The organism is Klebsiella sp. JB_Kp042, assembly GCF_040065275.1.
Taxonomy (GTDB): Bacteria; Pseudomonadota; Gammaproteobacteria; order Enterobacterales; family Enterobacteriaceae; genus Klebsiella; species Klebsiella quasipneumoniae.
In genome coordinates this window covers 1-25200 of sequence record NZ_JBEAJL010000115.1, presented here as the reverse complement: position 1 = coordinate 25200, position 25200 = coordinate 1, and the positions used below count along the sequence as shown (strand labels likewise).

The following is a 25200-nucleotide window of genomic DNA, read 5'->3' as shown; positions in this document are numbered from 1 at the left end:
CACCGCGATATCGAAAGGATGAATCATGACGCACCCCCTTGCAGATATGCCAGACCGTCCTCCAGGGCGAGGCCCATCAGGCACTGCCGCCACCGGCGAATCTTCGCTTTCCATGCAGCAACGCACCGTCCTGGAGCGACTGATCACGCGCCTGGTGGCGCTGACCTCGCAGCAGAATGCGGAAGTGTGGGCCTGCGTCAAACATGACCTCGGACTGAAAGGCGACACGCCCCTGCTGGCCCGCCATTTCAGCGCCGCCGAGGCCAGTCTCAACCAGCGCCTGGCCGCCGCGCAGGACAATCATCATCATCGCCAGACCCTGGCGCAGCTCAGCGATCTGCTCGGCCAGGGCAATAACCGCCAGGCGGTGAGCGATTATATTCGTCAGCATTATGGGCAAACGGCGCTGCATGCCCTCAGCCAGTCGCAACTGGAGAACATTCTGCATCTGCTGCAGCGCGGTCAGCTGTCGATCCCGCAGCCGCAGCAGCGCCCGCCGACCCTTCGTCCACTGCTGCCGGCCGAGCACAACACGCTCAATCAGCTGGTGACTAAGTTGGCGGCCGCCACCGGCGAACCAAGCAAACTGATTTGGCAGTCCATGCTGGAACTTTGCGGCGTCAAGTCCGGGGAGCTGATCCCGGCGACGCACTTCACGCCGCTTTCGTACTGGCTGCAGGCGCGGCAGACGCTCAGCGCGCAAAGCGCGCCCACGCTTACCTCGCTGCAGGGGGCGCTCAAGCAGCCGCTGGAGGCCGCGGAGTGGCAGAAGATTGTCGACTTTGCCCGTCGCAACTGGCAGGTCACGCCGCAGACCACGCTGAGTCCGGCGCAGATCCTGGCGCTGCTGAATAAGGTGTTTGTGCTGCGGGTAGCCCGCGCCCAGGAGACGCTGGCGATCCCGCAGGAGGAGCCCGCGACCCGGCGGACATGGGCCGCTAAGCCCTGGCAGCTGGCGCTGGGCGCGGTTGTCCTGCTCCTGGTGCTGTGGCTCCTGCTGTAGCCCAGCAGGCACTGGCGGCGTTCACTGCACCCTTTGATGCCAAACGCCGCAGTGTTTACTACGGCGATTTCTGGCCTGACAACAACCTAGCGGCGAAATGAGATGAGGGTGACGAGGATCCCCAGCGCCGCGCAGAGGGCGCCGGCAAGGAATACCGACGAGTAGCCCAGCGAAGTGGCCAGCAGACCGGTCAGCGGCCCGGTCAGGCCATAAGAGATATCCTGAAAGGCCGCATAGCCGCCGAGCGCAGTGCCGCGCACCTGCGCCGGGACGCGCTTCACCACCTCCACGCCAAGCGACGGGAAAATAAGCGAACAGCCGCATCCGGTCAGCGCCGCGCCGGCCAGCGCCACCCAGACGCCGGGCGCCAGCCCCAGCAGCGTCAGACCGACCGCCTCTATCAGCAGCGAGACCATCGCCACTTTAACGCCGCCAAACCGATCCGGCATCCAGCCAAACAGCACCCGCATCAGCACAAAGGCGCCGCCAAACGCCGTCAGGGTAAATCCGGCCATCGGCCAGTTCTGACTGGCAAAATAGAGAGAGACGAAGGTGCCGATCGCCGCAAAGCCGACGCCCTGTAGGCCCAGGCCAATACCCGGCCGCCAGATCATGCCGATGACGCTCCACAGTGAAGGCCGCTCGCCGCCGTGCGCCGCCACTTTGCGCACCGTGCCGTTGATGAGCAAGGCGACAAGCGGTAGTCCCATGGTGACGCAGGCCAGGACCGCCACGCCAAAGTGGCTGTAAATTAACAATCCCAGCGGGGCGCCCACCGCCAGCGAGCCGTACATCGCCATGCCGTTCCATGACATCACTTTGCCGGAGCGGGCCGGCCCCACCAGCCCCATCCCCCAGCTCAGGTTGCCGGTCAGCAGCTGGCTTTCGCCAAACCCGAGGATCAGGCGGCCCAGCAGCAACAGGCCCAGCTTCGCGAACACCGGCAGCGGCAGCAGCGCAGCGGCCAGCCAGGCCGCGCCGGCCAGGGCGCAGGCCAGCATCCCTTGCAGGACGGAGCGTTTGGCGCCGTACTGGTCTGCCAGGCGCCCGGCGTAGCCGCGGGTAAGAACGGTGGCGAGGAACTGGATCCCCACCGCTACGCCGACCATGGTGTTACCCAATCCCAGCTCCTGATGGACAAACAGCGGGATCACCGGCAGCGGCAAACCGACGGTCATATAGGTCAAAAAGACGGCGAGCGTAATGCGAAAAAGCGAAAAATTCGCGGAAGAATGAGATGTTGTTTCAGTGACTGCGGACATGCATTACTCCAGATTCGCAGAGTAAGGCGAGCAAAGCGACACGCCCCCTCCACCTGACTATCAGGGTTAAGGCGCGTTGGTTGACGTTAAACGCTTACGCATTAGTGGAGAGACTAATGGATCCGCCAGCAGTGTGCCTGCGGGCTCTTACCCTGTCAAGATGACAAAAAAGGGGAGCCGGTGGCTCCCCTCAGTGCATCGCGTGCCGATTAGGCGTTGTATTTACGCATCACCAGCGTGGCGTTGGTGCCGCCAAAGCCGAAGCTGTTGGACATCACGGTGGTCAGCTTAGCGTCAGTCGGTTTGGTGACGATGTTCAGACCGGCAGCCTGCTCGTCCAGCTCTTCGACGTTGATGCTCGGCGCGATAAAGCCGTGCTCCAGCATCAGCAGGGAGTAGATAGCTTCCTGCACGCCAGCAGCGCCCAGCGAGTGACCGGTCATTGCTTTGGTCGCCGAGATAGCCGGGCTGTTGTCGCCGAACACTTCGCGGATCGCGCCCAGCTCTTTCACGTCGCCGACCGGCGTGGAAGTACCGTGGGAGTTCAGGTAGTCGATCGGGGTATCAACGCCGTGCATCGCCATCTGCATGCAGCGCACAGCGCCTTCACCGGATGGGGCTACCATGTCTGCGCCATCGGAGGTTGCGCCGTAGCCGACGATTTCCGCATAGATGTGCGCGCCGCGCGCCAGGGCGTGTTCCAGCTCTTCCACCACGACCATACCGCCGCCGCCGGCGATAACGAAGCCGTCACGGTTGGCGTCATAGGTGCGGGAGGCTTTTTCCGGCGTGTCGTTGTATTTGGTGGACAGCGCGCCCATGGCGTCGAACTCGCAGGCCATTTCCCAGCACAGCTCTTCGCCGCCGCCGGCAAAGACGATATCCTGTTTGCCCAGCTGGATCTGCTCTACCGCGTTACCGATGCAGTGTGCGGAAGTGGCGCAGGCGGAGCTGATGGAGTAGTTAACGCCGTGGATTTTAAACGGCGTGGCGAGGCAGGCGGAAACGCCGGAAGCCATCGCTTTGGTGACCACATACGGACCCACGGCTTTCAGACCACGCGGGCTGCGCATGGCATCGGCGCCGAAGACCTGGAATTTCGGGGAGCCGCCGCCGGAGCCTGCGATCAGGCCGACACGCGGGTTATTCTGGTATGCTTCCGGCGCCAGACCTGCGTCGGCAACGGCCTGTTCCATGGACAGGTAAGCATAGATGGAGGCGTCGCTCATGAAGCGCACTACTTTGCGGTCAATGAGGCCAGTGGTATCCAGTTTGACGTTGCCCCATACGTGGCTGCGCATCCCTGAATCTTTCAGCTCCTGAGAGAAAGTGATCCCTGAACGTCCTTCACGCAGAGATGCCAGGACTTCCTGCTGGTTATTACCGATGCTGGAAACGATGCCCAAGCCAGTAATCACTGCACGTTTCATTAAATACCTCTGTAAGTCGCACTATTTTAAGTTTCGTGTCGCACGATAGCGTACACTTGTACGCCGAACAAGTCCGATCAGACATTTTGTGTATAAATTTGCGCCCTCAGGCACACATCGCTAAGATCGCGCTACGCCTTGTGATTCGAGTAACTTACGTGAAACAAAACGCTATACAACCCGCCAACCTGGAATTCAATGCTGAGGGTACACCTGTTTCCCGAGATTTTGACGATGTTTACTTTTCCAATGACAACGGTCTGGAAGAGACACGCTACGTCTTTCTCGGCGGAAATCATCTGCCGGAGCGCTTCTCCAGCCACCCTCGCCCGCTGTTGATCGTCGCGGAGAGCGGCTTCGGCACCGGGCTCAATTTCCTCACCCTCTGGCAGGCGTTTGACGTTTTTGTTCGCGATAACCCGGACGTTACCCTGCAAAGGTTACATTTCATCAGTTTTGAGAAATATCCGCTGAAGGCGGAAGATCTCCGCCTGGCGCACCAGCGCTGGCCAGAGTTGGCCCCATGGGCGGAACAGCTGCAGGCGCAATGGCCTTCGGCCTTCGCCGGATGCCATCGTCTGCTGCTCGACGGCGGACGGGTCACGCTCGATCTGTGGTTTGGCGATATCAACGAGCTGACCAGAGAGCTGGATGATTCGCTGAATCAGCAGGTGGACGCCTGGTTTCTCGACGGCTTTGCCCCGGCGAAAAATCCCGACATGTGGACCCAGGATCTGTTCAATGCCATGGCGCGCCTGGCGCGTCCTGGCGGGACGCTGGCCACTTTTACCTCCGCCGGTTTTGTCCGCCGCGGCCTGCAGGAAGCCGGGTTCACCCTGCGTAAAACCAAAGGCTTCGGCCGCAAACGGGAGATGCTGACCGGCGAGATGGCGCAAACGCTGACCTTTCCGGCGCGCGCGCCCTGGTTCGCCCGCCCCGGGAGCGAGGCCCGCGAGGCGGCCATCGTCGGCGGCGGTATCGCCAGCGCCCTGCTCTCCCTGGCGCTGCTGCGTCGCGGCTGGCAGGTGACCCTTTACTGTGCGGACGACGCCCCGGCGCAGGGCGCCTCCGGTAATCGCCAGGGCGCGCTCTACCCGCTGTTAAGCCAGCACGATCCGGCGCTGGCGCGCTTTTTCCCGGCCGCCTTTACCTTCGCCCGCCGCACCTACGACGCGCTGCCGGTGCTGTTCGATCATCAATGGTGCGGGGTCACCCAGCTTGGCTGGGATGAAAAAAGCGCACACAAAATCAATCAGATGCTGGCCCTGGAGCTGCCCCCTGATATCGCCTGCGCGGTGACGGCGGAGCAGGCTGCGGAGCTGACCGGCGTCGAGACCGGCTGCGGCGGCATAACCTATCCGGCCGGCGGTTGGCTGTGCCCGCAGCAGCTCACCGCCGAGCTGCTGGCGCTGGCGGCGACTCGCGGACTGCACGTGCATTATGGTTATCAGGTCGAGACGTTGAGCGCGGAGGGCGATGGCTGGCTGCTCAACCAGCAGCGCTATCATCAGGCGGTCGTGCTGGCCAACGGCCACCGCATATCGGATTTTGCGCAAACCGCGCCGTTGCCGGTCTACCCCGTTGGCGGCCAGGTCAGCCATATACCCACCACCCCACGGCTTTCCGCCCTGCGCCAGGTGCTGTGCTACGACGGCTACCTGACGCCGCAGAATCCGCAAAATCAGCAGCACTGCATTGGCGCCAGCTACCATCGCGGCAAAACCGACACCACCTTCAGCGAAGAAGATCAGCAGCACAACCGGCAACGGCTGATCGACTGCTTCCCGGGCGCGGAGTGGCCGCAGGACGTGGATATTAGCGCCAGTGACGCCCGCTGCGGCGTGCGCTGCGCCACCCGCGATCATCTGCCGATGGTCGGCAACGTGCCGGACTATGCGGCGACATTGACGCAATACGCCAGCCTCCACGAACGGCAGGATAACGCCGGTAGCGCGCCGGTCTTTCATAACCTGTTTATGCTTGGCGCCCTCGGATCGCGAGGCATTTGCACCGCGCCGTTAAGCGCTGAGCTGCTGGCGGCGCAGATGAGCGCTGAACCGCTGCCGCTGGATAGCGGCACCCTGGCGGCGCTGAATCCGAATCGGCTATGGGTGAGAAAACTGCTGAAGGGAAAAGCGGTGAAGTAACAGCGCAAGGGGAGAAAAATCCTGGGAAGCGCGACATTCCCGGCCTCATCCGGGCGACCAACGCGGTAGCCCGGCGAAGCACAGCGCAAACAGGGTAAATCCTGGTTGCGCCGTTAGCGTGTCGGATGGCGCTACGCTTATCCGACCTACATCATGGATCAGGCCTGATTTTTCGCCTGCTGATACAGGTTTTCCCACATGCCCTGCACCAGAATTTGGTCCGGCGGCGACAGTTCGCCAGCGCCGATGGCTTTCTCCAGGCTATGGCTGACTTTGCTGTGTACCGCTTCCGCTGAATGTTCGCCCTCACCTTCCAGCTCAGCCACCGCCAGCGTCAGGTGGCCGCGCAGATAACCGCCGGCAAACAGTTCATCATCACTGGCGTGGTCTACCATGTTGTCAATCAGCGCCAGAATGCGTGATTCAAACTCCGCGATCATCATCTTACCTCTTGTCATGTAATGTGTGGCCTTAGTGCAGGTCTTCCGGCCACGGAAAGTGTTCTGCCGTCAATGGCGGCGTTTGATAATAGTGTTGTAATGCGCGAATAAGACGCGCCGGACGTTCGGGGATCCCTTGTTCAAGCAGAGTCATCACCCGGGCATGTACCCGGCGCTGAAAGGCGATGCGATCGGGTTCAACGTCACCTTCCAGATTGTCGCAGCTGACGTTAAACGGAAATCCCGCCGCCACGCAGAACAGCCACTCCAGGGCCTGCGGTTTCACCTCCACGTCCTCAAACTGGCTTTGGGTCATCGCATCGCGGCCGTCCGGACAGTACCAGTAGCCAAAATCCACCAGCTCGCGGCGGGCTTTGCCGGCGATGCACCAGTGGGAGATCTCGTGCAGAGCGCTGGCAAAAAAACCGTGCGCGAAGACGATACGGTGATATGGCGTGTCATCGTCCGCCGGGAGGTAAATCGGCTCATCGTCGCCTTTCACCAGGCGAGTATTAAAATCTGCGGCAAAGCAGCTGTTGAAGAGGTCAATAAGCTGCTGATAATGGTGTTGCTGTTGCATTAATGAATTCCCAACCACTGCAAAATCTCAGCCCCGTGGCTGTCGTAGAGAAGTTTCGCGCTCATCACCGCCGAAACGATAACGATCATCGGTCGGATCAGCGATTGCCCTTTGCTCAGCACCAGCCGGGAGCCGGCGCGGGCGCCAATAAACTGGCCGGCCATCATCACAAAGCCGGTAGCCCAGATAACCTTTCCGCCGATAATAAACAGCAGCAGGCCGCCGACGTTCGAGGTGGCGTTGAGCAGTTTGGCGTGGGCCGTCGACTTCGCCAGGTTAAACCCGGCCAGGGTGACAAACGCCAGCGCATAAAACGAACCGGCGCCGGGGCCGAAAAAGCCATCGTAAAACCCGACGCTGCCGCCGGCGACCAGCGCAAACGGCAGGCCGTAGAGCCGACGCTGTCGGTCCGCTTCGCCCAGTTTCGGCATCAGCAGAAAATAGAGACCGATGCCGATCACCAGCAATGGCAGGATCTGCTTAAGAATATCGGACTGCACGTGCTGAACCAGCAGCGCGCCGGCGGTTGAACCGATAAAGGTCATCAGAATATTCAGCTTCTGATCGGCGAGATTGACCACCTTGCGGCGGACAAAATAGAGGGTCGCCGACAGCGATCCGCCGCAGGCCTGCAGCTTATTGGTCGCCAGCGCCTGGGCCGGCGGCATACCGGCGGCCATTAGCGCCGGCACGGTCAGTAAGCCCCCGCCCCCGGCCAGTGAGTCAATAAAACCGGCCAGGATGGCGACAAAGAAAAGCACCACCAGCACCAGCGGCGATACGGAAAACAACTCGATAAAACTATCCATTACAGCACATGCTCATCCAGTAGCGCCTGGCAGGAAGGCGGCAACGGCGGCGGCGTCTTCTTCACAGGTGGGGTAGACCCGGGTTTAGGTGGCTCGAACCAGCTCTGCAGCTCCGCACCGCAGCCATCGCCGGCCGGCGGCGGCGCCTGATCTTCGCACTCCAGGCTGCCCGCCGGGCAGCGCAGACGGACGTGCATATGGGCGCGATGCTGGAACCAGGGACGAACTTTGCGCAGCCACTGGCGGTCGTTGCCCGCATCCAGACACAGCTGCTGTTTAATCGCCGGGTTGACGAAGATGCGGGTCACTTCGCTATCTTCCGCCGCCAGCTTGATCAGCTGGCTGATTTGCGGACTCCACAGCGACGGCACCACGCGTTTGCCATCGCTGGCGACCAGATCCAGGGCCTGCGGCTTCAGCAACTGGGACGAAGTCCAGCGCGTCTGCGGCAGCTGGAGGAAGATATCGACATCGAGGCCCGTCTGATGGCTGGCGTGGCCGCCGTTAAAGCGGCCGCCTGCCGGCATCCCCATGTCGCCAATCAGCACGGTCCCCATGCCTTTATTGTGCACCTGATTGCTCAGGCGCTGAATAAACTGAACCAGATCCGGATGACCGAAGTAGCGACGCTGATCGGTACGCATCACCTGATAGCCGGCGGCGTTCAGCGGCAGCGCCTCGGCGCCAACGATACAGCCATTGGAGAACGCGCCAATCGACTGCGCGCTGCCGCCGATTGGCTGAGATATCTTCTGCCATGGCGTGGCGGCCAGGCTGCCGGCGCTGACCAGCAGCGCCAGCAGGGCGATAACGGTGTTTTTCATGGTTACCAGCGTGGAATTGTCGTCGTCACGTCGCCATTCTGCGCGCGCTGACGCATAAAGTGATCCATTAAGACAATCGCCAGCATCGCCTCAGCGATCGGTACGGCGCGTATGCCGACGCACGGATCGTGACGCCCTTTGGTGATCATCTCCACCTCTTCGCCAAAGCGGTTAATGGTATGACCGGGAACGGTAATACTGGAGGTCGGCTTCAGCGCGATGTTGGCAACGATCTGCTGACCGCTGCTGATGCCGCCAAGAATGCCGCCGGCGTGGTTGCTCTGGAATCCGGCTTTGGTGATCTCATCGCGGTTTTCGCTGCCGCGCAGCTTCACCACGTCGAAACCGTCGCCAATCTCCACGCCTTTCACGGCGTTGATGCTCATCAGCGCGTGGGCGATATCGGCGTCAAGGCGGTCAAAGACCGGCTCGCCAAGGCCCGGCGGTACGCCGTCGGCGACGACGGTCACTTTGGCGCCAATGGAGTCGCCCTCTTTTTTCAGACCGCGCATCAGTTCATCGAGAGCGTCGATTTTCTCCGGGTCCGGGCAGAAGAAAGGATTCTGTTCAACCTGATCCCAGTCTTTAATGGCCAGCGGAATGTCGCCCATCTGCGTCAGGCAGCCGCGAATGACGATGCCGAACTTCGCGGCGAGGAATTTTTTGGCAATCGCCCCGGCCGCCACGCGCATCGCGGTTTCGCGGGCGGAGGAGCGACCGCCGCCGCGATAGTCGCGCAGACCATACTTTTGTTCGTAGGTGTAATCCGCATGGCCAGGACGGAACAGATCTTTGATCGCGCCGTAATCCTGCGAGCGCTGATCGGTGTTCTCAATCAGCAGCCCGATACTGGTCCCGGTGGTGACGCCTTCGAAGACGCCGGAGAGGATTTTGACCTGATCCGGCTCGCGACGCTGCGTGGTGTAACGCGAGGTACCCGGGCGACGACGATCGAGGTCGTGCTGCAGATCGGCTTCGGTCAGCGGAATGCCCGGCGGCACGCCGTCAACGATGCAGCCCAGCGCCAGGCCGTGCGACTCGCCGAAGGTGGTGACGCGAAAGAGTTGTCCAATTGTATTTCCTGCCATCACGGCTCCATTCTTTGTCGTTATGTTGGCGTGTTGTTTTTTTTAGTCTTTATAAATACCGAAGTGCGCGCGAGCGTCAATCAGCTGCTGTTTGGTCAGCATAAAAACGCCGTCGCCGCCGTTATCAAACTCAAGCCAGGTAAACGGCACGTCCGGATACTGCTCCATCAGATGTACCATGCTGTTACCGACTTCACAAATCAGAATCCCGTCGTCGCTGAGATAATCCGGCGCATTGCCGAGGATGCGGCGCGTCAGCTTCAGGCCATCGCTTCCGGAGGCCAGACCCAGAACCGGCTCATGCTCATACTCTTCCGGCAGATCGGCCATGTCCTCTTCATCGACATACGGCGGATTAGTGACGATCAGATCGTACTGTAGCTTCGGCAGGTCGCGGAACAGGTCGGAACGGATCGGCGTCACATGATGGATCAGGCCATGGGATTCCACATTGTGCTCGGCGACGGCCAGCGCGTCCGGGGAGATATCCACGGCGTCGACTTCAGCTTCCGGGAAGGCATAGGCGCAGGCAATGGCGATGCAGCCGCTGCCGGTGCACATATCAAGGATATGCTGCGGCTTATGGGTAATCAGCCCGGCAAACTGGTTATTGATCAGTTCGCCGATCGGGGAGCGCGGCACCAGCACTCGCTCATCGACGTAAAACTCATGGCCGCAGAACCACGCTTTGTTGGTCAGATAGGCGACGGGAATACGCTCGTTCACGCGGCGAATCACCCGCTCTACAATGCGGTGTTTCTCGCTGGAGGTCAGGCGCGCAGTGCGCATATCTTCCGGAATATCCAGCGGCAGATACAGCGAAGGCAGCACCAGCTGTACCGCCTCGTCCCATGGGTTGTCAGTCCCGTGACCGTACCAGATATTAGCAGCGCTGAAACGGCTTACCGCCCAGCGCAGCATGTCCTGAATGGTATGCAGCTCATTGACTGCCTCATCAACAAAAATTTTATCCACGACATCCTCCAGGGCACACTCTGCTATAAATTCGGCGGCTAGTGTGCCATGAAGACGGCGATAAATCAGCATTCTTGCGTGGGGTGGCGGGGGAAAAAACAGGTTTTCCTTGCCCGAAGGGATATTGAGTCGGGTAAACTAGCGCAAAGTATTAATGAGGGCGGACAATGAAAAAGAAGACATCGCTTAGCGAGGAGGATCAGGCGCTGTTCCGTCAGCTGATGACCGGCACGCGGAAGATCAAACAGGACACCATCGTTCACCGCCCGCAGCGCAAGAAAATCACCGAGGTTGCCCCTAAGCGTCTGCTGCAGGAACAGGCCGACAACAGCCACTATTTTTCCGATGAGTTTCAGCCGTTACTGAATACCGAAGGCTCGACAAAATATGTCCGCGCCGACGTCAGCCATTTTGAGCTGAAAAAGCTGCGCCGTGGGGATTATTCGCCGGAACTGTTTCTCGATCTGCATGGGCTCACCCAGCAGCAGGCCAAACAGGAACTGGGCGCGCTGATTGCCGCCTGCCGCCGCGAGCATGTGTTTTGCGCCTGCGTGATGCACGGGCACGGTAAGCACATTCTCAAACAGCAAACCCCGCTGTGGCTGGCGCAGCATCCGCACATCATGGCTTTTCATCAGGCGCCAAAAGAGTACGGCGGTGACGCCGCACTGCTGATTCTGATTGAGGTCGAGGAGTGGCAACCGCCGGAGCTGCCTTGACGGCGAGCTCCGGGGTCGTCAGATGGCGTTGGCCATCTTGAGATTGCAGGGGCTTTTCTGCCAGAGGTATTCACCCTTGCCGTCGGCGTCCAGATTAACGCAGGCGATAGCCGAGGTGGTGAACATCGGGGGCGTTTCCCCCGGGCACAGCTCTGAGACCAGGTACCCCACCAGCGGCAGGTGGGAGACGACCAGCGCCGTCGCCACGCCTTCATTTGCCAGCGCCTGCAGATAGGCGCTCACCATTCCCACATCGCCGCACGGCGTGAGTTCCGGCATCACGTCGACATGTTTCGGCAGGTTCATGCACTCCCCAACAATATCCAGCGTCTGTTCCGCACGCAGATAGGGACTGACAAGAACGCGCTCAATATCCACTTTTTGACCTTTCAGCCAGGTTGCCATCTGACGAGACTCATCACAACCGCATACGGTTAATGGACGAACCGAGTCGCTGGCTGCATCGAGGGCAGCGTCGCCGTGACGCATAATAAAAACTTGCATATTGCACCGCTTTTGTTAACCAGAAGCACCGTAGTTTGGCCTGCGAAGACAATACGCAGGTGACCCGGTGGCCGGGCATTGTGCCTGATCCATTCAACGAATGAAACGCTGTTTTTTACCTCAATGGCGTAAGTATAGTCAATGATTGTTTACAAAACAGCCAATCAACAGCGTCATCCGCAGCCGGATTTACCTTCTTTGACCATAACTTAGGTCATCCGTTCATCCGCTGGCCAAAAGGTGGTCCCCTGTTCGGCCATGCGTAATAAAGTGTCACAGGGTGTAAAACGTGGGCCGTACTGGGCGGCCAGGCGCTGCAGGATCGCGGCAACTTCACCCGCGCCGATAGTATCCATATACCGGAACGGGCCGCCAAGAAATGGCGGAAACCCTATACCAAATACGGCGCCGATATCACCATCGCGCGCGCTACGGATAATCTGCTCATCAAAGCAGCGCGCCGCCTCGTTAAGCATCATCATCACACAGCGCTCCGCCACCTGCTGCGCGGACAACCGCGACTGGGGGCGGTCGATGCCCAGCAGCTGATAGACTGCCGGGTCGGGCCGTTTTTTGCTTTTACGCCCTTTTGTCTCATAAAGATAGAAACCACGATTATTTTTTCTACCTTTGCGATCGTCCTTCAAAATCGCGTCAATGATGTTTGCAGGCGGGCTGAAACGCTCTCCAAAGGCCTTCTCCAGCACGGGAATAATTTTGGTGCCGGTATCGATACCCACTTCATCCAGCAGTTGAATCGGTCCCACCGGGAAGCCGAATTTCACCAGCGCCTTATCAATCACCTCAACCGGTTCTCCCTCCACCAGCAGGCGCATCGCTTCATTTATATAAGGCGCGAGGATGCGGTTCACATAGAAGCCCGCTTTGTCCGCCACCACGATCGGCGTTTTCCCCTGACGTTTAGCCAGTTGCACCACCGTGGCGATGGTCTGCGGATCGGTTCCATTATGCGGGATCACCTCAACCAGCGGCATTTTCTCCACCGGACTGAAAAAGTGCAGGCCGATCACCCGCTCAGGGTGGCTGGCATGGGCGGCTATATCGCCTATCGGTAACGACGAGGTATTCGAGGCAAAGATAGTCTGCGGCCCGCCGTTTTGCTCCACTTCACTGACCATCCGCTGTTTCAGCGCCAGGTCCTCGAATACCGCCTCAATCACCACGTCGCGATGGGTAAAGCCCTGATAGTCGGTTGTGCCTGTGATCAGCGCCAGTTGACGATCGCGCTCGCTGGGGCGCAGTCGACGCTGGCGAACCTGTTTGTTCAGCAGATCCCAGCTGTACTTTAAGGCATGGTTGATCCCGCCCGGCTGAATATCTTTGATTCGCACCGGCAGTCCGCCTTTACAGGCAGTCACATAGGCGATCCCCCCGCCCATCAGGCCGCCGCCCAGGACGGCAACGCTTCTCAGCGGAGCGGGTTCCGCCTCGGCGCCACGGTCTTTTTTCAGATCGGTACTGGCAAAGAAGATCGATCGCAGCGCCTGCGACTGCGGGCTCATCGCCAGTTCGCCAAACGCGCGGGCCTCTTCGGCGTAACCGCTGCTGCAGCCATGGGCCAGACCATTCTCGACGACCTGCAAAATTCGCTTCACCGCCGGGTAGTTGCCCTGGGTCTTGCGCTGCGTTTGCTTGCCGACGTACTGGAATAACAGATGGCGACCCAGGGGGCCCGCCAGCACGCGTTCGCGAACAGGCACCTCGCGGCTGGCCGGGCGCCCCTTCAGCGCCAGCTCCACCGCCGCCTGCAGTAAAATTGTCTGCGGCACCACCTCGTCCACCAGACCGGCCTTCAGCGCCTGGCGCGGCCGTAACTGCCTGCCGGTGAGCATCATATCCAGCGCCGTGCTGACGCCGATCAGCCGCGGTAAACGCTGCGTCCCGCCGGAACCCGGCAGCAGGCCAAGCTGTACCTCCGGCAACCCGAGTCGGGTTTTTTCGTCATCGCTACAAATGCGGCCATGGCAGGCCAGCGCCAGCTCCAGTCCGCCGCCCAGACAAGCGCCATGGATGGCGGCAATGACCGGAATCGACAAGCCATGGATCTCGGCCATAATCTGCTGCCCCTGGCGGGCCAGCGCTTCCGCCTCCTGCGCGCTGCGGCAGCGGGCAATCATGTTGATATCTGCGCCGGCGATAAAGTTATCGGCTTTGGCGGAGATAAATACCACGCCGCGCACCGACTTATCGTCGCGTATCTGGCGTATCAGTCCCCGCACCTGATTGCCGAACTCGGCCTTCAGGGTATTCATTTTTTCACCCGGGGCATCGATGGTAATCACCGCGATGTTGTCCGCACGGACCTCAAGCTTAAAAGCGGAAACCGTATCCATTATTCAGCCTCCACAATCATCGCCGCGCCCAGACCGCCTGCCGCGCAGGCCGTCACCAGACCAAATCCCCCTCCCCGTCGCCGCAGCTCATGCAGCGTCTGGGTGATCATCCGCGCGCCGGTGGCGGCAAAGGGATGACCGTAGGCGATAGAGCCGCCGAGGACGTTAAATTTACTCTCATCCACCTCACCGGTGGCTTGCGCACGCCCCAGCACCTCGCGGGCAAAGCGGTCGCTTGCCAGACACTGAAGATTGGCCAGCGTCTGCGCGGCGAAAGCTTCATGCATATCGATAAGCGTGAGATCCGCCAGCGTCAGGCCAGCGCGCTCCAGCGCCAGCGGCGTGGACCATGCGGGCCCCAGCAGCATATCCTGCCAGACGTCGATGGCGGTAAAGGCATAGCTGCGCAGATAACCCAGCGGCGTCAGACCCAGCTCTTTGGCCCGCGACTCGGTCATCAGGATCACCGCCGCCGCGCCATCCGTCAGCGGCGTGCTGTTGGCGGCGGTAACGGTGCCATGTTTACGGTCGAAGGCCGGGCGTAACTTTTGGTAATCTGCGAGGGTTGAATTTTTACGGATGTTGTTGTCCTGCTCCAGCGGCTGGCGGAAGGGGGGCGCATAGGCGGTCATCACCTCCGCGGACAACTTTCCCTCTTCCCAGGCTTTAGCCGCCAGCTGGTGTGATCGATGCGCCAGCGCATCCTGTTGTCCCCGGCTGATCCCCCAGCTTTTCGCCATCTGTTCGGCGGTATCGCCCATCCGTAAGCCGGTTGAATATTCCGCCACCGCCGGGGGGACCGGTAGCAGGTCGCGCGGCCGCAGGCGGGAAAACAGCTTCAGTTTCTGGCTCAGCGTGCGGGCTTTGTTCGCATCGACCAGCGCGCGGGCCAGCGTTTTGCTGACGCCGACAGGCAGCACAGAGGAGGAATCGGCACCGCCGGCGATACCGGCGCGGATGGTGCCGGCCATCAGGCTTTCAGCGACATTCGCCACGGCCTGGAAGCTGGTGGCGCAGGCGCGACTGACGCTGTAGGCGTCGGTGTGCACGCTCATTCCGGTACCGAGCACAATTTCCCGGGCGATATTCGGCGCCTCCGGCATCTGCACGACCTGACCGAAGACCAGTTGCTCAATGGCTTCCACAGGAATGTCGCTGCGCGCCAGCATTTCGCCAACCACCATTTTTCCTAAATCAACGGCAGGAACGCCATGAAATGCCGTCGCCTGACGCGCAAACGGCGTGCGTAACCCTGTGACAATGGCAATGCGATCGCCCTGACGGGTGATAAGCGGTAATGCCTGACTCATAACTCTCCCCTGTTAACCAAGACAACCAAGTGGTCTGACCTGATAGCATTGTTAACTAATTTTTTACATTAAGCCAATCGGGGAAGCGAAAAATTGCGAGCCAAAACACATTGAACAGAAAAGATAACGCCCCGTTCACGGGGCGCTAAGCGGAGGGATCAACGCAGACCCAGCTGGAAGATGAGGGATTCGGCTTCACAGCTAAACACAAAATCGATATCCAGCTTTACGCCGCCGTCAACGTCGGCGAAGACGGGATTAATTTTGCACGGTTCAGATTCCACACTGCGGGCTTTTTCGCTCAGCGCGGCGAGCATTTGCTCTGCTTCCGCGCGGTTGGCGAATACGCGGCTGTATGAGGCGGTGCAGTCGGTGTTGTCGACAATGGTCCCAACATCCATACAGCAGCAAACCGGGGTTTCATCAGCGCTACATTTACTCATCGTAGATTTCCTCTGGATATGCACCTGCGGTGCCAGACAATTAATGTGCCTATTTTACGCCCGCCCTCCGGTTTGCCTCCAGCCGATAATCGCTATCACCGCGTTAAGTGACAGAAATCACACTTAAAAATGATCTAAAACAAAAATCACCTTTTCTCCGCCGCCTTCCCCCCGACAATTTTGCCAGCTGGATCGCGTTTCTGTTATCACAATTGAAAAACTTCATAAACAAACTTGCAACAACTCATCTGGTCAGACCTATACTCAGCGCACTGGTCTGATTTCTCTGTTGTACCGCAGACCCTACACTTCCGCGCTTCTGTTACGGCATGTAACATAGTTTAAAAAAAAATAACTCAATGAGGTTATGGGCATGAGCCAGAAAACCCGCTTTACCCAATCTGCCCTTGCAGTGGCTGTCGCACTTGTTTCCACCCAGGCCTGGTCAGCAGGCTTCCAGCTCAACGAATTCTCTTCATCAGGGCTGGGTCGGGCCTATTCCGGTGAAGGGGCTATCGCAGACGATGCAGGCAATGCCAGTCGTAACCCGGCATTAATTATGATGTTTGACCGTCCGACTATGTCGGCGGGCGCCGTTTTTGTCGACCCGGGCGTCAATGTCTCCGGGACTTCCCCCACCGGCAAAAGCCTGAATGCGGACAATATCGCCCCGACAGCGTGGGTACCCAACTTCCACTTTGTCGCGCCGATTAACGATCAGTTCGGTTGGGGGGCGTCCATCACCTCCAACTACGGCCTGGCAACAGAGTATAACGATGATTATGCGGCCGGCAGCATGGGCGGTAAAACCGACCTGACTACGGCTAACTTCAACCTGAGCGGCGCCTATCGCCTCGACAGCAACTGGAGCTTTGGCTTAGGTTTCGATGCGGTCTACGCTAAGGCGAAGATCGAGCGCTATGCAGGCGATCTGGGTCAGATTGTCGCTGGCTCTGGCGCGCTGCCGCCGGCGCTGGCAGGCCAGGTGGCGAAGATCCCAGCCGACACGCAGATCGCCCATCTTAACGGCAATGCGTGGGGCTTTGGCTGGAACGCCGGTATCCTCTATGAGCTGGATAAGAACAACCGCTACGGTTTAACCTACCGTTCCGAGGTCAAGATCGATTTCGACGGTAACTATCGCAGCAGTCTGCCAGCGGCCTATAACCAGATCCTTGGCAACTTCGGTCTGCCGGCGGGTACTAACGGCCAGACCACCGGCGGTTCACTGACCCTTAACCTGCCGGAAATGTGGGAACTGTCGGGCTATAACCGCGTGGCGCCGCAGTGGGCGGTCCACTATAGTCTGACCTACACCAGCTGGAGCCAGTTCCAGGAGCTGAAAGCCACCGGCAGCAACGGCCAGACGCTGTTCTATAAAGAGGAAGGCTTTAAGGACGCCTACCGCGTAGCGCTGGGGACGACCTATTATTACGACGATAACTGGACCTTCCGCACCGGTATCGCCTTCGACGACAGCCCGGTACCGGCCAACAATCGCTCCATTTCCATTCCGGACCAGGATCGCCTGTGGCTGAGCGCGGGTACCACCTACGCGTTCAACAAGGATGCGTCGGTTGACGTCGGGATTTCCTATATGCACGGGCAGCATGTGGAAATCAAGGAAGGCCCGTATACCTTCCGCTCCGAAGGGACCGCCTGGCTGTACGGCGCCAACTTCAACTACCGCTTCTGATAAGCAGCGCGCAACAAAAAAGGGTGAACATTATGTTCACCCTTTTTTTATTCGCAGATTACTGTGAATCGATATCTTTCAGTTCATCCTGAATGGCCTGGGCGTTCAGATTGTCCGCCGGGGTCAGCTTACCGCCGTTGGCGATAAAGTCATGACGCTGGAAGTAAGCCTCACGCACCAGAATGTAAGGATCGGAAGACTGACGCAGCAGGCCGTCGGAATCCAGCAGCTGAGCGCGTGTCTCAATCCCTTCTACCGCCCATTTGCCGATCGACATCGGCCAGGTCAGCCAGGAGAGCACCGGATAGAGGCCATCGGCCATATCGCCGCCTTCGTCACGCAGGGTAAAGCTGCCGTAGAATGGCAGTTGCACATACGGACCATAGCCGACGCCATAGTGGCCGAGCGTACTGCCGAAACGATGCGGTTCAACGCGCTGCAGCTGCGGATTAGCCATCCCGGCGACATCGATCAGACCCCCCATCCCGAGGATGGTGTTCAGGAAGAAGCGGGTAAAGTGGACCATACCTTTATACGGGTCGCCCTGCAGGAAGGAGTTCACCATCACCGCCGGCTCTTCCAGGTTGCTGGTGAAGTTGCTTAAGCCATTGCGCGCTGGCTGCGGAACATAGTCACGCCATGCCACCGCGACGGGACGAAGCACGTAAGGATCAACCACGTTAAAGTTGAAGTTAAACATCGTGCGGTTAAACCCTTCTAACGGGTCTGAGCGCCCCTGCGGCCGATCGCCAGAGCTGGAACTGGCACATCCCACCAGCAATGTGGCGCCAAGCGCAAGCGCCGACAGGCGATAATTCATAGATGTCTCCCTGGTTTTTATGGCTATCGCGAGTTGCCATCCATGACGGAAAGACAACGTTTCCGCCCGTACAGATGTGAGCGATTGTAACAGCACGTTGAACGATGTCTATATCACCCAAGTTGTTGATTTGATCATAGCCTGGGAATAACGAGATCGCGGGGCTCCTATTCTAGCGGAGCGACAAAAATCTGACGTTACCATTTTTGCGATTTCAGAGTATGCCCAGCCAGACGCCAGGTAAAGCCGCTACGCTATTACTATACAGAGTGATAGCGAGGGCCACGAAATGGATGAACTTGATGATAACAAATTAAAGCCAGCGGACGACGAACGTGAGGTCGAAAGTGAAGAAAAGCAGCGCGGGGAGGAGATAGAAGTGGATGAAGACCGTCTTCCCTCGCGGGCGATGGCGATCCATGAACATATTCGTCAGGAAGGGGAAAAAGAGATGGAGCGCGATGCGCTGGCCCTGCTGTGGTCTGCGATTGCGGCCGGTCTGTCGATGGGCGCCTCGTTGCTGGCGAAAGGGATTTTTCACGTCAAGCTGGAGGGGATCCCGGGAGGGTTTTTACTCGAGAACCTCGGGTATACCTTCGGCTTTATTATCGTAATTATGGCCCGCCAGCAGCTGTTCACGGAAAATACGGTCACCGCCGTACTGCCGGTGATGCACAATCCCACCCCCGGAAACGTCGGTTTACTCATGCGGCTATGGTCGGTGGTGCTGGCGGGCAATCTCATCGGCACCGCGGTGGCCGCATGGGCCTTCAATTATATGCCTGTTTTTGATGAGCCGACCCGCCAGGCCTTCGTCAGCATCGCCGAAGATGTGATGAAAAACAGCCCGACGGAGATGTTCGCCAATGCGATTATTTCCGGCTGGCTGGTCGCCACCATGGTCTGGATGTTTCCCCTCGCCGGCGCCGCCAAGATCGTGGTGATCATTCTGATGACCTGGCTTATCGCCCTGGCGGATACCACCCATATCGTGGTGGGCTCGGTGGAGATCCTTTATCTGGTGTTTAACGGAAGCCTGCCCTGGAGCGACTTCATCTGGCCTTTCGCCCTGCCGACGCTGGCGGGTAATATCTGCGGCGGGACCTTCATCTTCGCACTGCTGAGCCATGCGCAGATCCGTAACGACATGAGCAACAAGCGAAAAGCGGAAGCCCGCGCGCAGGCCGCTGCAAAAGCCAAAAATGCCGACCGGGCATAAAAAAGCGCTCAGAATGGCGAGGGTTTAAGCAGTCAGACGGTATAGCTATTACTCAGGCGGGCGAAAAACGCTATACTCGTGCCGCCTTGTCCCCTTAGTTAAATGGATATAACGAGCCCCTCCTAAGGGCTAGTTGCAGGTTCGATTCCTGCAGGGGACACCATATCGACATCCAGCCACATCTCCCCTAGTCTACAAAACCCCATCAAACCCTGATTATTAAAGGATTTTCGTTATCCTGACGTCCAGTTACATCTATTGAAATCCAGTGCATGTATGGGGCATAATCCGGGGCACTTCCGGTTCGATGTAAAATATGCCCCCAAAATGAACAGAAACATCCGCGACAAACTCTCAGCACAAACCTGTAAAACAGCCAAACCCAAAGAGAAAAGTTACAAACTCTCTGACGGTGGCGGCTTGTATCTTGAAGTATCCCCGACAGGTTCTAAATACTGGCGTATGAAGTATCGTCGTCCTTCTGACAGAAAAGAAGATCGCCTCGCTTTTGGCGTATACCCCGATCTGAATCTGGCTGGTGCCAGAGCAAAACGAGATGAAGCCAAAGGTCTTCTCCTCCAAGGTATCGATCCGAAAGCTAAGCAGAAAGAAGAAAAAGCAACGGCGAATGGAACCTATACTTTTGAAGCTATCGCACGCAGCTGGGCAAATCATCAGATGTGGAGTACAGATCATCAGAAACGGGTATTAAGCAGTTTAGAACGATACATTTTTCCTGCCATCGGCGCGTTAGATATCCGCAAACTGGAAAGCTTCAGCATTACACCGCTATTTCAGAAAGTGCACGAGATGGGAAAGCACGATACTGCGGATCGATTGAAACAGCGGGTAAAAGATGTGGTGCGCTACGCTCGATTGAGTGGTGCTAAAACTGAGATTATCCCTGATGACCTCAATATCCGTTTAAAGAAGCGTGATACAAAACATCATGCAGCATTAAAAACAGGTGACCTAGCCCTATTTTTCCAAAAGTTAGCAGGCTTTAACGGAAACCGGATAACACGTCTGGCTATAGAGCTAACCATGCTGACCTTTGTTCGCTCAAGCGAACTTCGCTTTGCTCGCTGGAATGAATTTAACCTTGATGAGGCTCAATGGGTAATTCCCAAAAAAAGAGAGTTAATCGAGGGCGTAAAATTTTCCGATCGTGGCACTAAAAAGGGAAAAGTCGAACACGTTGTTTTCCTCAGTCGACAAGCGGTTTCTGTAATCGAACGTTTAAGGCAAATCACCGGTAACTATGATGTGGTCTTTCCAAGCGAACGCAATCCTAAAGGTGTGATGAGCGAGAACACTATCAATAAGTCACTCCGTTTGATGGGGTATAACACGCAAGAAGAGGCTACCGCTCATGGCTTTCGTACCCTCGCCTGTAGCGCTCTCTATGAGTCAGGTTTATGGCAACAGGATGCTATAGAACGGCAGATGAGCCATAGAGAAAAAAATGATGTCAAGGCGACTTATAGCCGCGATGCAACCTATAACGAAGAACGGGCAACCATGATGCAATGGTGGGCTGATTATCTTGATGCCAATCGCGAAACACATGTCACACCCTATGAATTTGGAAAGTTGAATCACAATGGATAGAGTTACAGGACTAACCGCATTTTTTCATAACTCGGAAGATGCTATTTATTTTGAAAACTTAATAAATCAGCTTTATATAAAGAACAAAAAACATATAGATAATCTTGATAAAGAAACGATTGCTGCTGCAATCTTAAGCAACTACAGATTAAGCAAATCAGAACTAAACTCCTTTGGTCGTTTAGGCTTATACCAATATGATCGATCGTCAGAATTAACGACCAGCGAAGAGTTCGAAATGCAATGTATTGAATTTTTAGGCTACATTGCGAAGGGTTACGAATATCGTGAAAACCCTATTCCGGGGAATGAAGGCTCTTTTCACATGCGTAAAGGTAGAAATTTTCCATATCCAGACGATGAAGATGTTTGGTATGGAAATTATGAGGGATTTTTCTTTCGACGATCTGAATTGGTGAAATTCTTCCCAGAATTGGAGATGAATTATCTGATAGATGAAAAATCAATCGGGACAGAGCGTGTAGCGGAACACTGGCGAGGTCGAGAGTTCGGGTGGAAAATGATAATTGGATTGACTATTGCTCTGAGTGAATCGAGTAGTGATTTTAAATTCCCCACTACTAATGAACTCAATATGTCAGCAATTTATAGAAAAATAGCCGATACGCTTGCAATACATGAAGGTATTGAAGCCAAAGAAAACACATTACACAAAATACTAGATAGTGCAGTGAAAAAGTATGCTCCAAATTTTTTAGAAAAAATATCAAAACATAAGAAACAAACGTCATAAAAATGATTGCTATCGTCATAAATAGCTAAAATCCATCCAAAAATAGCGTCTCAATGGCGCTATCATCGTCATAAAAATATAGTCACCAACTTCCAAACATTCCATTTAAAACAATGATTTACTACCTCACATCGTCAAGCAACGTATTACGAGGTCAACATGAAAAACTCCCTGATTCGTTTACATGAAGTATTAAATCGTACTGGTTACAGCAAAGCATGGATCTACGCTCTGATGAGCAAAGGTGAGTTTCCCCAATCGGTAAAAATAGGCACTCGTGCTATCGCTTTCATTGAACGCGAAATCGATGATTGGGTTGAACAACGCATAGCCGAATCTCGTAATCACGGGCAGTGCCACCACAGTTAACAAACTTATTTAGTTATGTACAACGAAACACCAATATGAAAACGGAAAAATAATGAACAGCATTCACAAGCTGAACAAAAATCATTCATGGAAAGCCAAAGCAGCATTAATACTAAATGACATGGAAATAAAATCAGCAAAATTCGTCGACATTGATTTATTTTGTTTAGCGATCAGTTTGCCAAAATCCACTATGCGCCAAGAAGATGGTGACATCATAATCCATGATGTTTATTTGAACGATAAGCACCTCATGGCAATTTCTACCGGAAATACTCATCTCATTACAAGAATGAGTTAGTAAAAAGGTTGCCAGTCAAGACATTATCGATATATCTTAATCGTGATTGAGCAGGAAGCTCAATCACCTCTTACAGGATGTAAGAGGTAATATTTATAAGGAATTAGAGTGAAAGATCAATATCTGGTTGCAGACGATGCAGCCGCTCATCTCAATATCAGCCGCGCCCGTTTTTTCGACTTTCGCAGATTCATCCCCACTTTTCCCAAACCCATCAAGACACGTGTAAATGGCTCTCGCCCTCGCCTTGTCTGGACACCTGATCAGCTAGATGCCTTTGCATTGTCTTTCTGGGGGGATCGTGCACATGCGTAATCTGACCAGAACCGAAGTAGCCAAGCTGATCCGGAATAAGCTGCTGAACGGCGGCAGGCTGACACCAAAGCAACTTGACCGGATTTTGCAGAAACACGGAAATCACGAGCGTAGCCGCGTTCTGGAGCTGTTGCGCTGTAAGTGGGGTATTCCCATCACCACAGACCGGAAAGGCTGTTACAGCATCGCCGAGAGTCATTTACAATGCTTTAGGGATGACCCCGATGATGTTCTATCTGGCTGGAAGGAAGACGCGACAAAGAATCGTGAATATCGCCAGCTTTACCGCTTTGTTGCGACGCTTTCCAATTTAACTGGTATCAGCCGTGGGGCAAAAGGCGAAGTTCTGGCAGCAGTGAAAGCTCGGATTTAAGACAAAGAAAAGCCCGCTTTGCAGAGCGGGCTAGTAACACTTACTAGTTGAATGTATTAGAAAAACACTGTGAAATCATACTACTTATCGCTAGAAAAGCCAAAAGCAAAACACGCCTTTAAATCCAATGACAACCACGCCAGCGTATTTGTGCGCAGAGAGGGGCATAGCATTACAGCGGAGCATCGAGCATCAATGGGAGCAGGCAAAGCCAAAAGAAAAACCAGCAGACTCCCGCACAGCGCCGCAAAGCTTACAACATTCAGGAAAAACGCCCGCCTTATCGATCTGAACAAAACACCCGGCACGCCTTATTTCTTCACGCTGAAGCCTTTGAACGATATTGAACCGGGACACCTCAACAAGGTGTTGATAGGGTTAACAAGGCTTCTGAGAACCGCCTGCGCAGAGTATATCTACATACAGGAATGGGCAAGGCATGAAAAGACGCCGCACGTCCACCTTGTCGCCAATATACCTGGAGACACGATTGCAGAGGTGGAAGCATTTGCAGAGAGGGTTATCCGTTATTGGCTAAAGGAAATGCCGAAGAATATCAGCACCAGAATCAAGCAGGACGCCAGACCCGTTTACGATGCAATTGAATTATTTGGCTACATATCGAAGGGAACACCCGACGAGTTCAACGACAGAGCGGTAGCGACAGGCAAAGACTGGTCAGTAATTAACGTTACGGGTCGCTCAAGAGGCTGGGAGGAATCTAAGTTCATCGTTACCGAGGTGAGCCGCGAGATTGGGTTAGAAGTAAAACGAGAGATGAAGCGTGTTTCCAGTTCCAGAGGTGTAAAGCTGAGTAAGCGACCCAAAGGCTGCGACGACGAGACGAAGAGAACCATCTCGGAGGTTTCGCCTTTTACCATATCTGGGTTGTCGCGCACAGAGTCTGCGCGGTTGCTTGCTCAGGTCATTGACAACCAGCCACAGAAAGAACGGCAATTTCTCATAGAGATGCGTGATTTGTATCGCCAGGCACATGAGCGGGCTTCTCAAGAGGTAAAGAGCGAAATAGAACGGTTGTTACTCAACAAAGGCTATGACATGCACCATATGTTCCCTAAATGGGAAGCGCCGCAAATGAACAGATCTGAACGATACAATGCCGATCCCATTTTCAGACAGGTGTGTAACGCCCTGAAAGTGGTAAGGGCAGCCAGACGAAGGTCACCAGTTTCTGTTAGTAGTATGAAGGAATGACAGTTGTTAAGTTATCGACCAGTAAAATTCATAGATATAGAGTAGTCGCAAGCGGCGGTATTCACCGCCAAAGCCGCAAAACGTCCACGGTCAATCTAGGCGCTCCGCGCCAACGTTGAGAGCGGACGGAAACGGAAAACCAAAGTCCTAGAAAAAAAGCTAACTATCTCGAAGGGCATCCGAAGAGAGAAACTGGATTGAGAGAATAAAGACTTATACCTTTTTGTTGATGGTCTTTGGTTAACAAAAGTCAAAAAATTGACGTTAAAACGTTGGTTCTATAAGAACTGTTTGATCATCAGTTGATGTCCAGCGAGAGCACGTCGGATAAGGCATGAGAGGCTAAAACGCCGTATAAACCTTGCAACGTAAGGTCAAAAGAAAACCATTTTTTTATCTGTAAGAACAAGCGGGGCAATTTCGCCCCGCTCAATGCTCATAAAAATCACCGCTGGTGGTTTCACCACTCGAAATCAATATCCAGAGGTTCGATCTCAGGTATCGGTTCTGCGGCAAGGGAAGCGGTCAAAGCTGCGAGTTCAGGTTCCCAATCTTCCAGATGCTTTTCGACTTCAGCCATAGAAAGGCTTTGTTGAATAAATCGAACTTTTGCTGAGTTGAAGGATCAGATCACGCATC

General features: G+C 56.0%; 25 protein-coding genes and 1 tRNA gene. 13 read left to right on the top strand and 13 right to left on the bottom strand.

What is annotated here, in order from left to right; all coding sequences use genetic code 11:
* Positions 1-25: 25 nt before the first annotated feature.
* The gene (gene flk / locus ABLV54_RS24145) at positions 26-1003 is read left to right on the top strand and encodes a flagella biosynthesis regulator Flk (RefSeq protein ID WP_101881363.1); all 978 of its coding nucleotides are present in this window, start codon (positions 26-28) and stop codon (positions 1001-1003) included.
* 86 nt (positions 1004-1089) lie between these two features.
* Here flk and ABLV54_RS24140 read toward each other — a convergent pair whose 3' ends face one another.
* Together ABLV54_RS24140 and fabB are read right to left on the bottom strand one after the other, a co-directional pair.
* Positions 1090-2265, bottom strand: a complete 1176-nt coding sequence (locus tag ABLV54_RS24140; protein ID WP_048336254.1) for an MFS transporter — start codon at positions 2263-2265, stop codon at positions 1090-1092.
* Positions 2266-2474: 209 nt separating this feature from the next.
* Positions 2475-3695 (bottom strand): beta-ketoacyl-ACP synthase I, encoded by a 1221-nt coding sequence (gene fabB / locus ABLV54_RS24135; RefSeq protein ID WP_002913291.1) that lies wholly within the window; start codon positions 3693-3695, stop codon positions 2475-2477.
* A gap of 158 nt (positions 3696-3853) precedes the next feature.
* Between fabB and mnmC the strand changes: the two genes are divergently transcribed.
* Positions 3854-5842, top strand: a complete 1989-nt coding sequence (mnmC, locus tag ABLV54_RS24130; RefSeq protein WP_060590202.1) for a bifunctional tRNA (5-methylaminomethyl-2-thiouridine)(34)-methyltransferase MnmD/FAD-dependent 5-carboxymethylaminomethyl-2-thiouridine(34) oxidoreductase MnmC — start codon at positions 3854-3856, stop codon at positions 5840-5842.
* 158 nt (positions 5843-6000) lie between these two features.
* Here mnmC and ABLV54_RS24125 read toward each other — a convergent pair whose 3' ends face one another.
* The 6 genes from ABLV54_RS24125 to prmB are packed head-to-tail and all read right to left on the bottom strand — an operon-like array spanning position 6001 to position 10558.
* The gene (locus ABLV54_RS24125; RefSeq protein ID WP_023290534.1) at positions 6001-6282 is read right to left on the bottom strand and encodes a YfcL family protein; all 282 of its coding nucleotides are present in this window, start codon (positions 6280-6282) and stop codon (positions 6001-6003) included.
* A gap of 31 nt (positions 6283-6313) precedes the next feature.
* Complete coding sequence (locus ABLV54_RS24120; protein WP_023290535.1) at positions 6314-6862, bottom strand: elongation factor P hydroxylase; 549 nt, start codon at positions 6860-6862, stop codon at positions 6314-6316.
* Positions 6862-7671: a sulfite exporter TauE/SafE family protein gene (locus ABLV54_RS24115; protein ID WP_004201787.1), complete on the bottom strand. Its 810-nt coding sequence runs from the start codon at positions 7669-7671 to the stop codon at positions 6862-6864. The genes ABLV54_RS24120 and ABLV54_RS24115 overlap by 1 nt, the downstream gene beginning before the upstream one ends.
* Positions 7671-8495 (bottom strand): penicillin-insensitive murein endopeptidase, encoded by an 825-nt coding sequence (gene mepA / locus ABLV54_RS24110; RefSeq protein ID WP_123822828.1) that lies wholly within the window; start codon positions 8493-8495, stop codon positions 7671-7673. Before mepA ends, ABLV54_RS24115 begins: the two co-directional genes overlap by 1 nt.
* A gap of 2 nt (positions 8496-8497) precedes the next feature.
* The gene (aroC, locus tag ABLV54_RS24105) at positions 8498-9583 is read right to left on the bottom strand and encodes a chorismate synthase (protein WP_044524280.1); all 1086 of its coding nucleotides are present in this window, start codon (positions 9581-9583) and stop codon (positions 8498-8500) included.
* A 42-nt stretch (positions 9584-9625) separates the two neighbouring features.
* A complete protein-coding gene (gene prmB, locus ABLV54_RS24100) occupies positions 9626-10558 on the bottom strand; it encodes a 50S ribosomal protein L3 N(5)-glutamine methyltransferase (RefSeq protein WP_023290538.1) in 933 nt (310 codons plus the stop codon).
* A gap of 167 nt (positions 10559-10725) precedes the next feature.
* Here prmB and smrB point away from each other — a divergent pair, with 167 nt between their 5' ends.
* A complete protein-coding gene (gene smrB, locus ABLV54_RS24095; RefSeq protein WP_004201792.1) occupies positions 10726-11277 on the top strand; it encodes an endonuclease SmrB in 552 nt (183 codons plus the stop codon).
* An 18-nt stretch (positions 11278-11295) separates the two neighbouring features.
* On the opposite strand, the gene sixA is transcribed toward smrB, so the two are convergent.
* From sixA to ABLV54_RS24075, 4 genes are all read right to left on the bottom strand, one after another.
* Positions 11296-11781 (bottom strand): phosphohistidine phosphatase SixA, encoded by a 486-nt coding sequence (gene sixA, locus ABLV54_RS24090; protein WP_004201794.1) that lies wholly within the window; start codon positions 11779-11781, stop codon positions 11296-11298.
* A 209-nt stretch (positions 11782-11990) separates the two neighbouring features.
* Positions 11991-14135: a fatty acid oxidation complex subunit alpha FadJ gene (gene fadJ / locus ABLV54_RS24085; protein ID WP_101881366.1), complete on the bottom strand. Its 2145-nt coding sequence runs from the start codon at positions 14133-14135 to the stop codon at positions 11991-11993.
* Entirely contained in the window at positions 14135-15445 is a 1311-nt protein-coding gene (fadI, locus tag ABLV54_RS24080) for an acetyl-CoA C-acyltransferase FadI (RefSeq protein ID WP_060590095.1), read from the bottom strand. The genes fadJ and fadI overlap by 1 nt, the downstream gene beginning before the upstream one ends.
* 158 nt (positions 15446-15603) lie before the next feature.
* Positions 15604-15888: a YfcZ/YiiS family protein gene (locus ABLV54_RS24075; protein ID WP_023290542.1), complete on the bottom strand. Its 285-nt coding sequence runs from the start codon at positions 15886-15888 to the stop codon at positions 15604-15606.
* A 373-nt stretch (positions 15889-16261) separates the two neighbouring features.
* Here ABLV54_RS24075 and fadL point away from each other — a divergent pair, with 373 nt between their 5' ends.
* Positions 16262-17584 (top strand): long-chain fatty acid transporter FadL, encoded by a 1323-nt coding sequence (fadL, locus tag ABLV54_RS24070; protein ID WP_023290543.1) that lies wholly within the window; start codon positions 16262-16264, stop codon positions 17582-17584.
* Positions 17585-17642: 58 nt separating this feature from the next.
* Here the strand turns inward: fadL and mlaA are convergent, their stop codons facing one another.
* Positions 17643-18404, bottom strand: a complete 762-nt coding sequence (gene mlaA, locus ABLV54_RS24065; RefSeq protein ID WP_101881368.1) for a phospholipid-binding lipoprotein MlaA — start codon at positions 18402-18404, stop codon at positions 17643-17645.
* A gap of 289 nt (positions 18405-18693) precedes the next feature.
* Here mlaA and ABLV54_RS24060 point away from each other — a divergent pair, with 289 nt between their 5' ends.
* The 9 genes from ABLV54_RS24060 to ABLV54_RS24020 all read left to right on the top strand — a co-directional run bounded on the left by ABLV54_RS24060 (position 18694) and on the right by ABLV54_RS24020 (position 24561).
* The gene (locus ABLV54_RS24060) at positions 18694-19623 is read left to right on the top strand and encodes a formate/nitrite transporter family protein (protein ID WP_023290545.1); all 930 of its coding nucleotides are present in this window, start codon (positions 18694-18696) and stop codon (positions 19621-19623) included.
* A gap of 88 nt (positions 19624-19711) precedes the next feature.
* Positions 19712-19786, top strand: a tRNA-Arg gene (locus tag ABLV54_RS24055).
* Between the two features lie 164 nt (positions 19787-19950).
* Complete coding sequence (locus ABLV54_RS24050; protein ID WP_227835522.1) at positions 19951-21234, top strand: integrase arm-type DNA-binding domain-containing protein; 1284 nt, start codon at positions 19951-19953, stop codon at positions 21232-21234.
* Entirely contained in the window at positions 21227-21988 is a 762-nt protein-coding gene (locus ABLV54_RS24045; RefSeq protein ID WP_101881336.1) for a hypothetical protein, read from the top strand. Before ABLV54_RS24050 ends, ABLV54_RS24045 begins: the two co-directional genes overlap by 8 nt.
* A 159-nt stretch (positions 21989-22147) precedes the next feature.
* The gene (locus ABLV54_RS24040) at positions 22148-22357 is read left to right on the top strand and encodes an AlpA family transcriptional regulator (RefSeq protein ID WP_072001503.1); all 210 of its coding nucleotides are present in this window, start codon (positions 22148-22150) and stop codon (positions 22355-22357) included.
* A 52-nt stretch (positions 22358-22409) separates the two neighbouring features.
* Positions 22410-22658: a hypothetical protein gene (locus ABLV54_RS24035; protein ID WP_101881335.1), complete on the top strand. Its 249-nt coding sequence runs from the start codon at positions 22410-22412 to the stop codon at positions 22656-22658.
* Positions 22659-22766: 108 nt separating this feature from the next.
* Entirely contained in the window at positions 22767-22973 is a 207-nt protein-coding gene (locus tag ABLV54_RS24030; RefSeq protein WP_123822825.1) for a hypothetical protein, read from the top strand.
* A complete protein-coding gene (locus ABLV54_RS24025; RefSeq protein WP_101881334.1) occupies positions 22966-23346 on the top strand; it encodes a hypothetical protein in 381 nt (126 codons plus the stop codon). Before ABLV54_RS24030 ends, ABLV54_RS24025 begins: the two co-directional genes overlap by 8 nt.
* Positions 23347-23415: 69 nt before the next feature.
* Positions 23416-24561 carry a hypothetical protein gene (locus ABLV54_RS24020; protein ID WP_123822824.1) on the top strand — a complete coding sequence of 382 codons (1146 nt, stop codon included), beginning with the start codon at positions 23416-23418 and terminating at the stop codon, positions 24559-24561.
* The last annotated feature ends 639 nt before the right edge of the window (positions 24562-25200 follow it).

What these genes read in the sequence shown, in the direction of transcription:
- ABLV54_RS24040 (WP_072001503.1), top strand. Translation starts at nt 22,148, where the DNA reads ATGAAAAACTCCCTGATTCGTTTACATGAAGTATTAAATCGTACTGGT.
- ABLV54_RS24140 (WP_048336254.1), bottom strand. Translation starts at nt 2,265, where the DNA reads ATGTCCGCAGTCACTGAAACAACATCTCATTCTTCCGCGAATTTTTCG.
- aroC (WP_044524280.1), bottom strand. Translation starts at nt 9,583, where the DNA reads ATGGCAGGAAATACAATTGGACAACTCTTTCGCGTCACCACCTTCGGC.
- ABLV54_RS24050 (WP_227835522.1), top strand. Translation starts at nt 19,951, where the DNA reads ATGAACAGAAACATCCGCGACAAACTCTCAGCACAAACCTGTAAAACA.
- ABLV54_RS24115 (WP_004201787.1), bottom strand. Translation starts at nt 7,671, where the DNA reads ATGGATAGTTTTATCGAGTTGTTTTCCGTATCGCCGCTGGTGCTGGTG.
- smrB (WP_004201792.1), top strand. Translation starts at nt 10,726, where the DNA reads ATGAAAAAGAAGACATCGCTTAGCGAGGAGGATCAGGCGCTGTTCCGT.
- ABLV54_RS24035 (WP_101881335.1), top strand. Translation starts at nt 22,410, where the DNA reads ATGAACAGCATTCACAAGCTGAACAAAAATCATTCATGGAAAGCCAAA.
- mepA (WP_123822828.1), bottom strand. Translation starts at nt 8,495, where the DNA reads ATGAAAAACACCGTTATCGCCCTGCTGGCGCTGCTGGTCAGCGCCGGC.
- ABLV54_RS24060 (WP_023290545.1), top strand. Translation starts at nt 18,694, where the DNA reads ATGGATGAACTTGATGATAACAAATTAAAGCCAGCGGACGACGAACGT.
- mlaA (WP_101881368.1), bottom strand. Translation starts at nt 18,404, where the DNA reads ATGAATTATCGCCTGTCGGCGCTTGCGCTTGGCGCCACATTGCTGGTG.
- ABLV54_RS24045 (WP_101881336.1), top strand. Translation starts at nt 21,227, where the DNA reads ATGGATAGAGTTACAGGACTAACCGCATTTTTTCATAACTCGGAAGAT.
- ABLV54_RS24075 (WP_023290542.1), bottom strand. Translation starts at nt 15,888, where the DNA reads ATGAGTAAATGTAGCGCTGATGAAACCCCGGTTTGCTGCTGTATGGAT.
- ABLV54_RS24120 (WP_023290535.1), bottom strand. Translation starts at nt 6,862, where the DNA reads ATGCAACAGCAACACCATTATCAGCAGCTTATTGACCTCTTCAACAGC.
- flk (WP_101881363.1), top strand. Translation starts at nt 26, where the DNA reads ATGACGCACCCCCTTGCAGATATGCCAGACCGTCCTCCAGGGCGAGGC.
- fadJ (WP_101881366.1), bottom strand. Translation starts at nt 14,135, where the DNA reads ATGGATACGGTTTCCGCTTTTAAGCTTGAGGTCCGTGCGGACAACATC.
- sixA (WP_004201794.1), bottom strand. Translation starts at nt 11,781, where the DNA reads ATGCAAGTTTTTATTATGCGTCACGGCGACGCTGCCCTCGATGCAGCC.
- ABLV54_RS24125 (WP_023290534.1), bottom strand. Translation starts at nt 6,282, where the DNA reads ATGATCGCGGAGTTTGAATCACGCATTCTGGCGCTGATTGACAACATG.
- fabB (WP_002913291.1), bottom strand. Translation starts at nt 3,695, where the DNA reads ATGAAACGTGCAGTGATTACTGGCTTGGGCATCGTTTCCAGCATCGGT.
- ABLV54_RS24025 (WP_101881334.1), top strand. Translation starts at nt 22,966, where the DNA reads ATGCGTAATCTGACCAGAACCGAAGTAGCCAAGCTGATCCGGAATAAG.
- fadL (WP_023290543.1), top strand. Translation starts at nt 16,262, where the DNA reads ATGAGCCAGAAAACCCGCTTTACCCAATCTGCCCTTGCAGTGGCTGTC.
- fadI (WP_060590095.1), bottom strand. Translation starts at nt 15,445, where the DNA reads ATGAGTCAGGCATTACCGCTTATCACCCGTCAGGGCGATCGCATTGCC.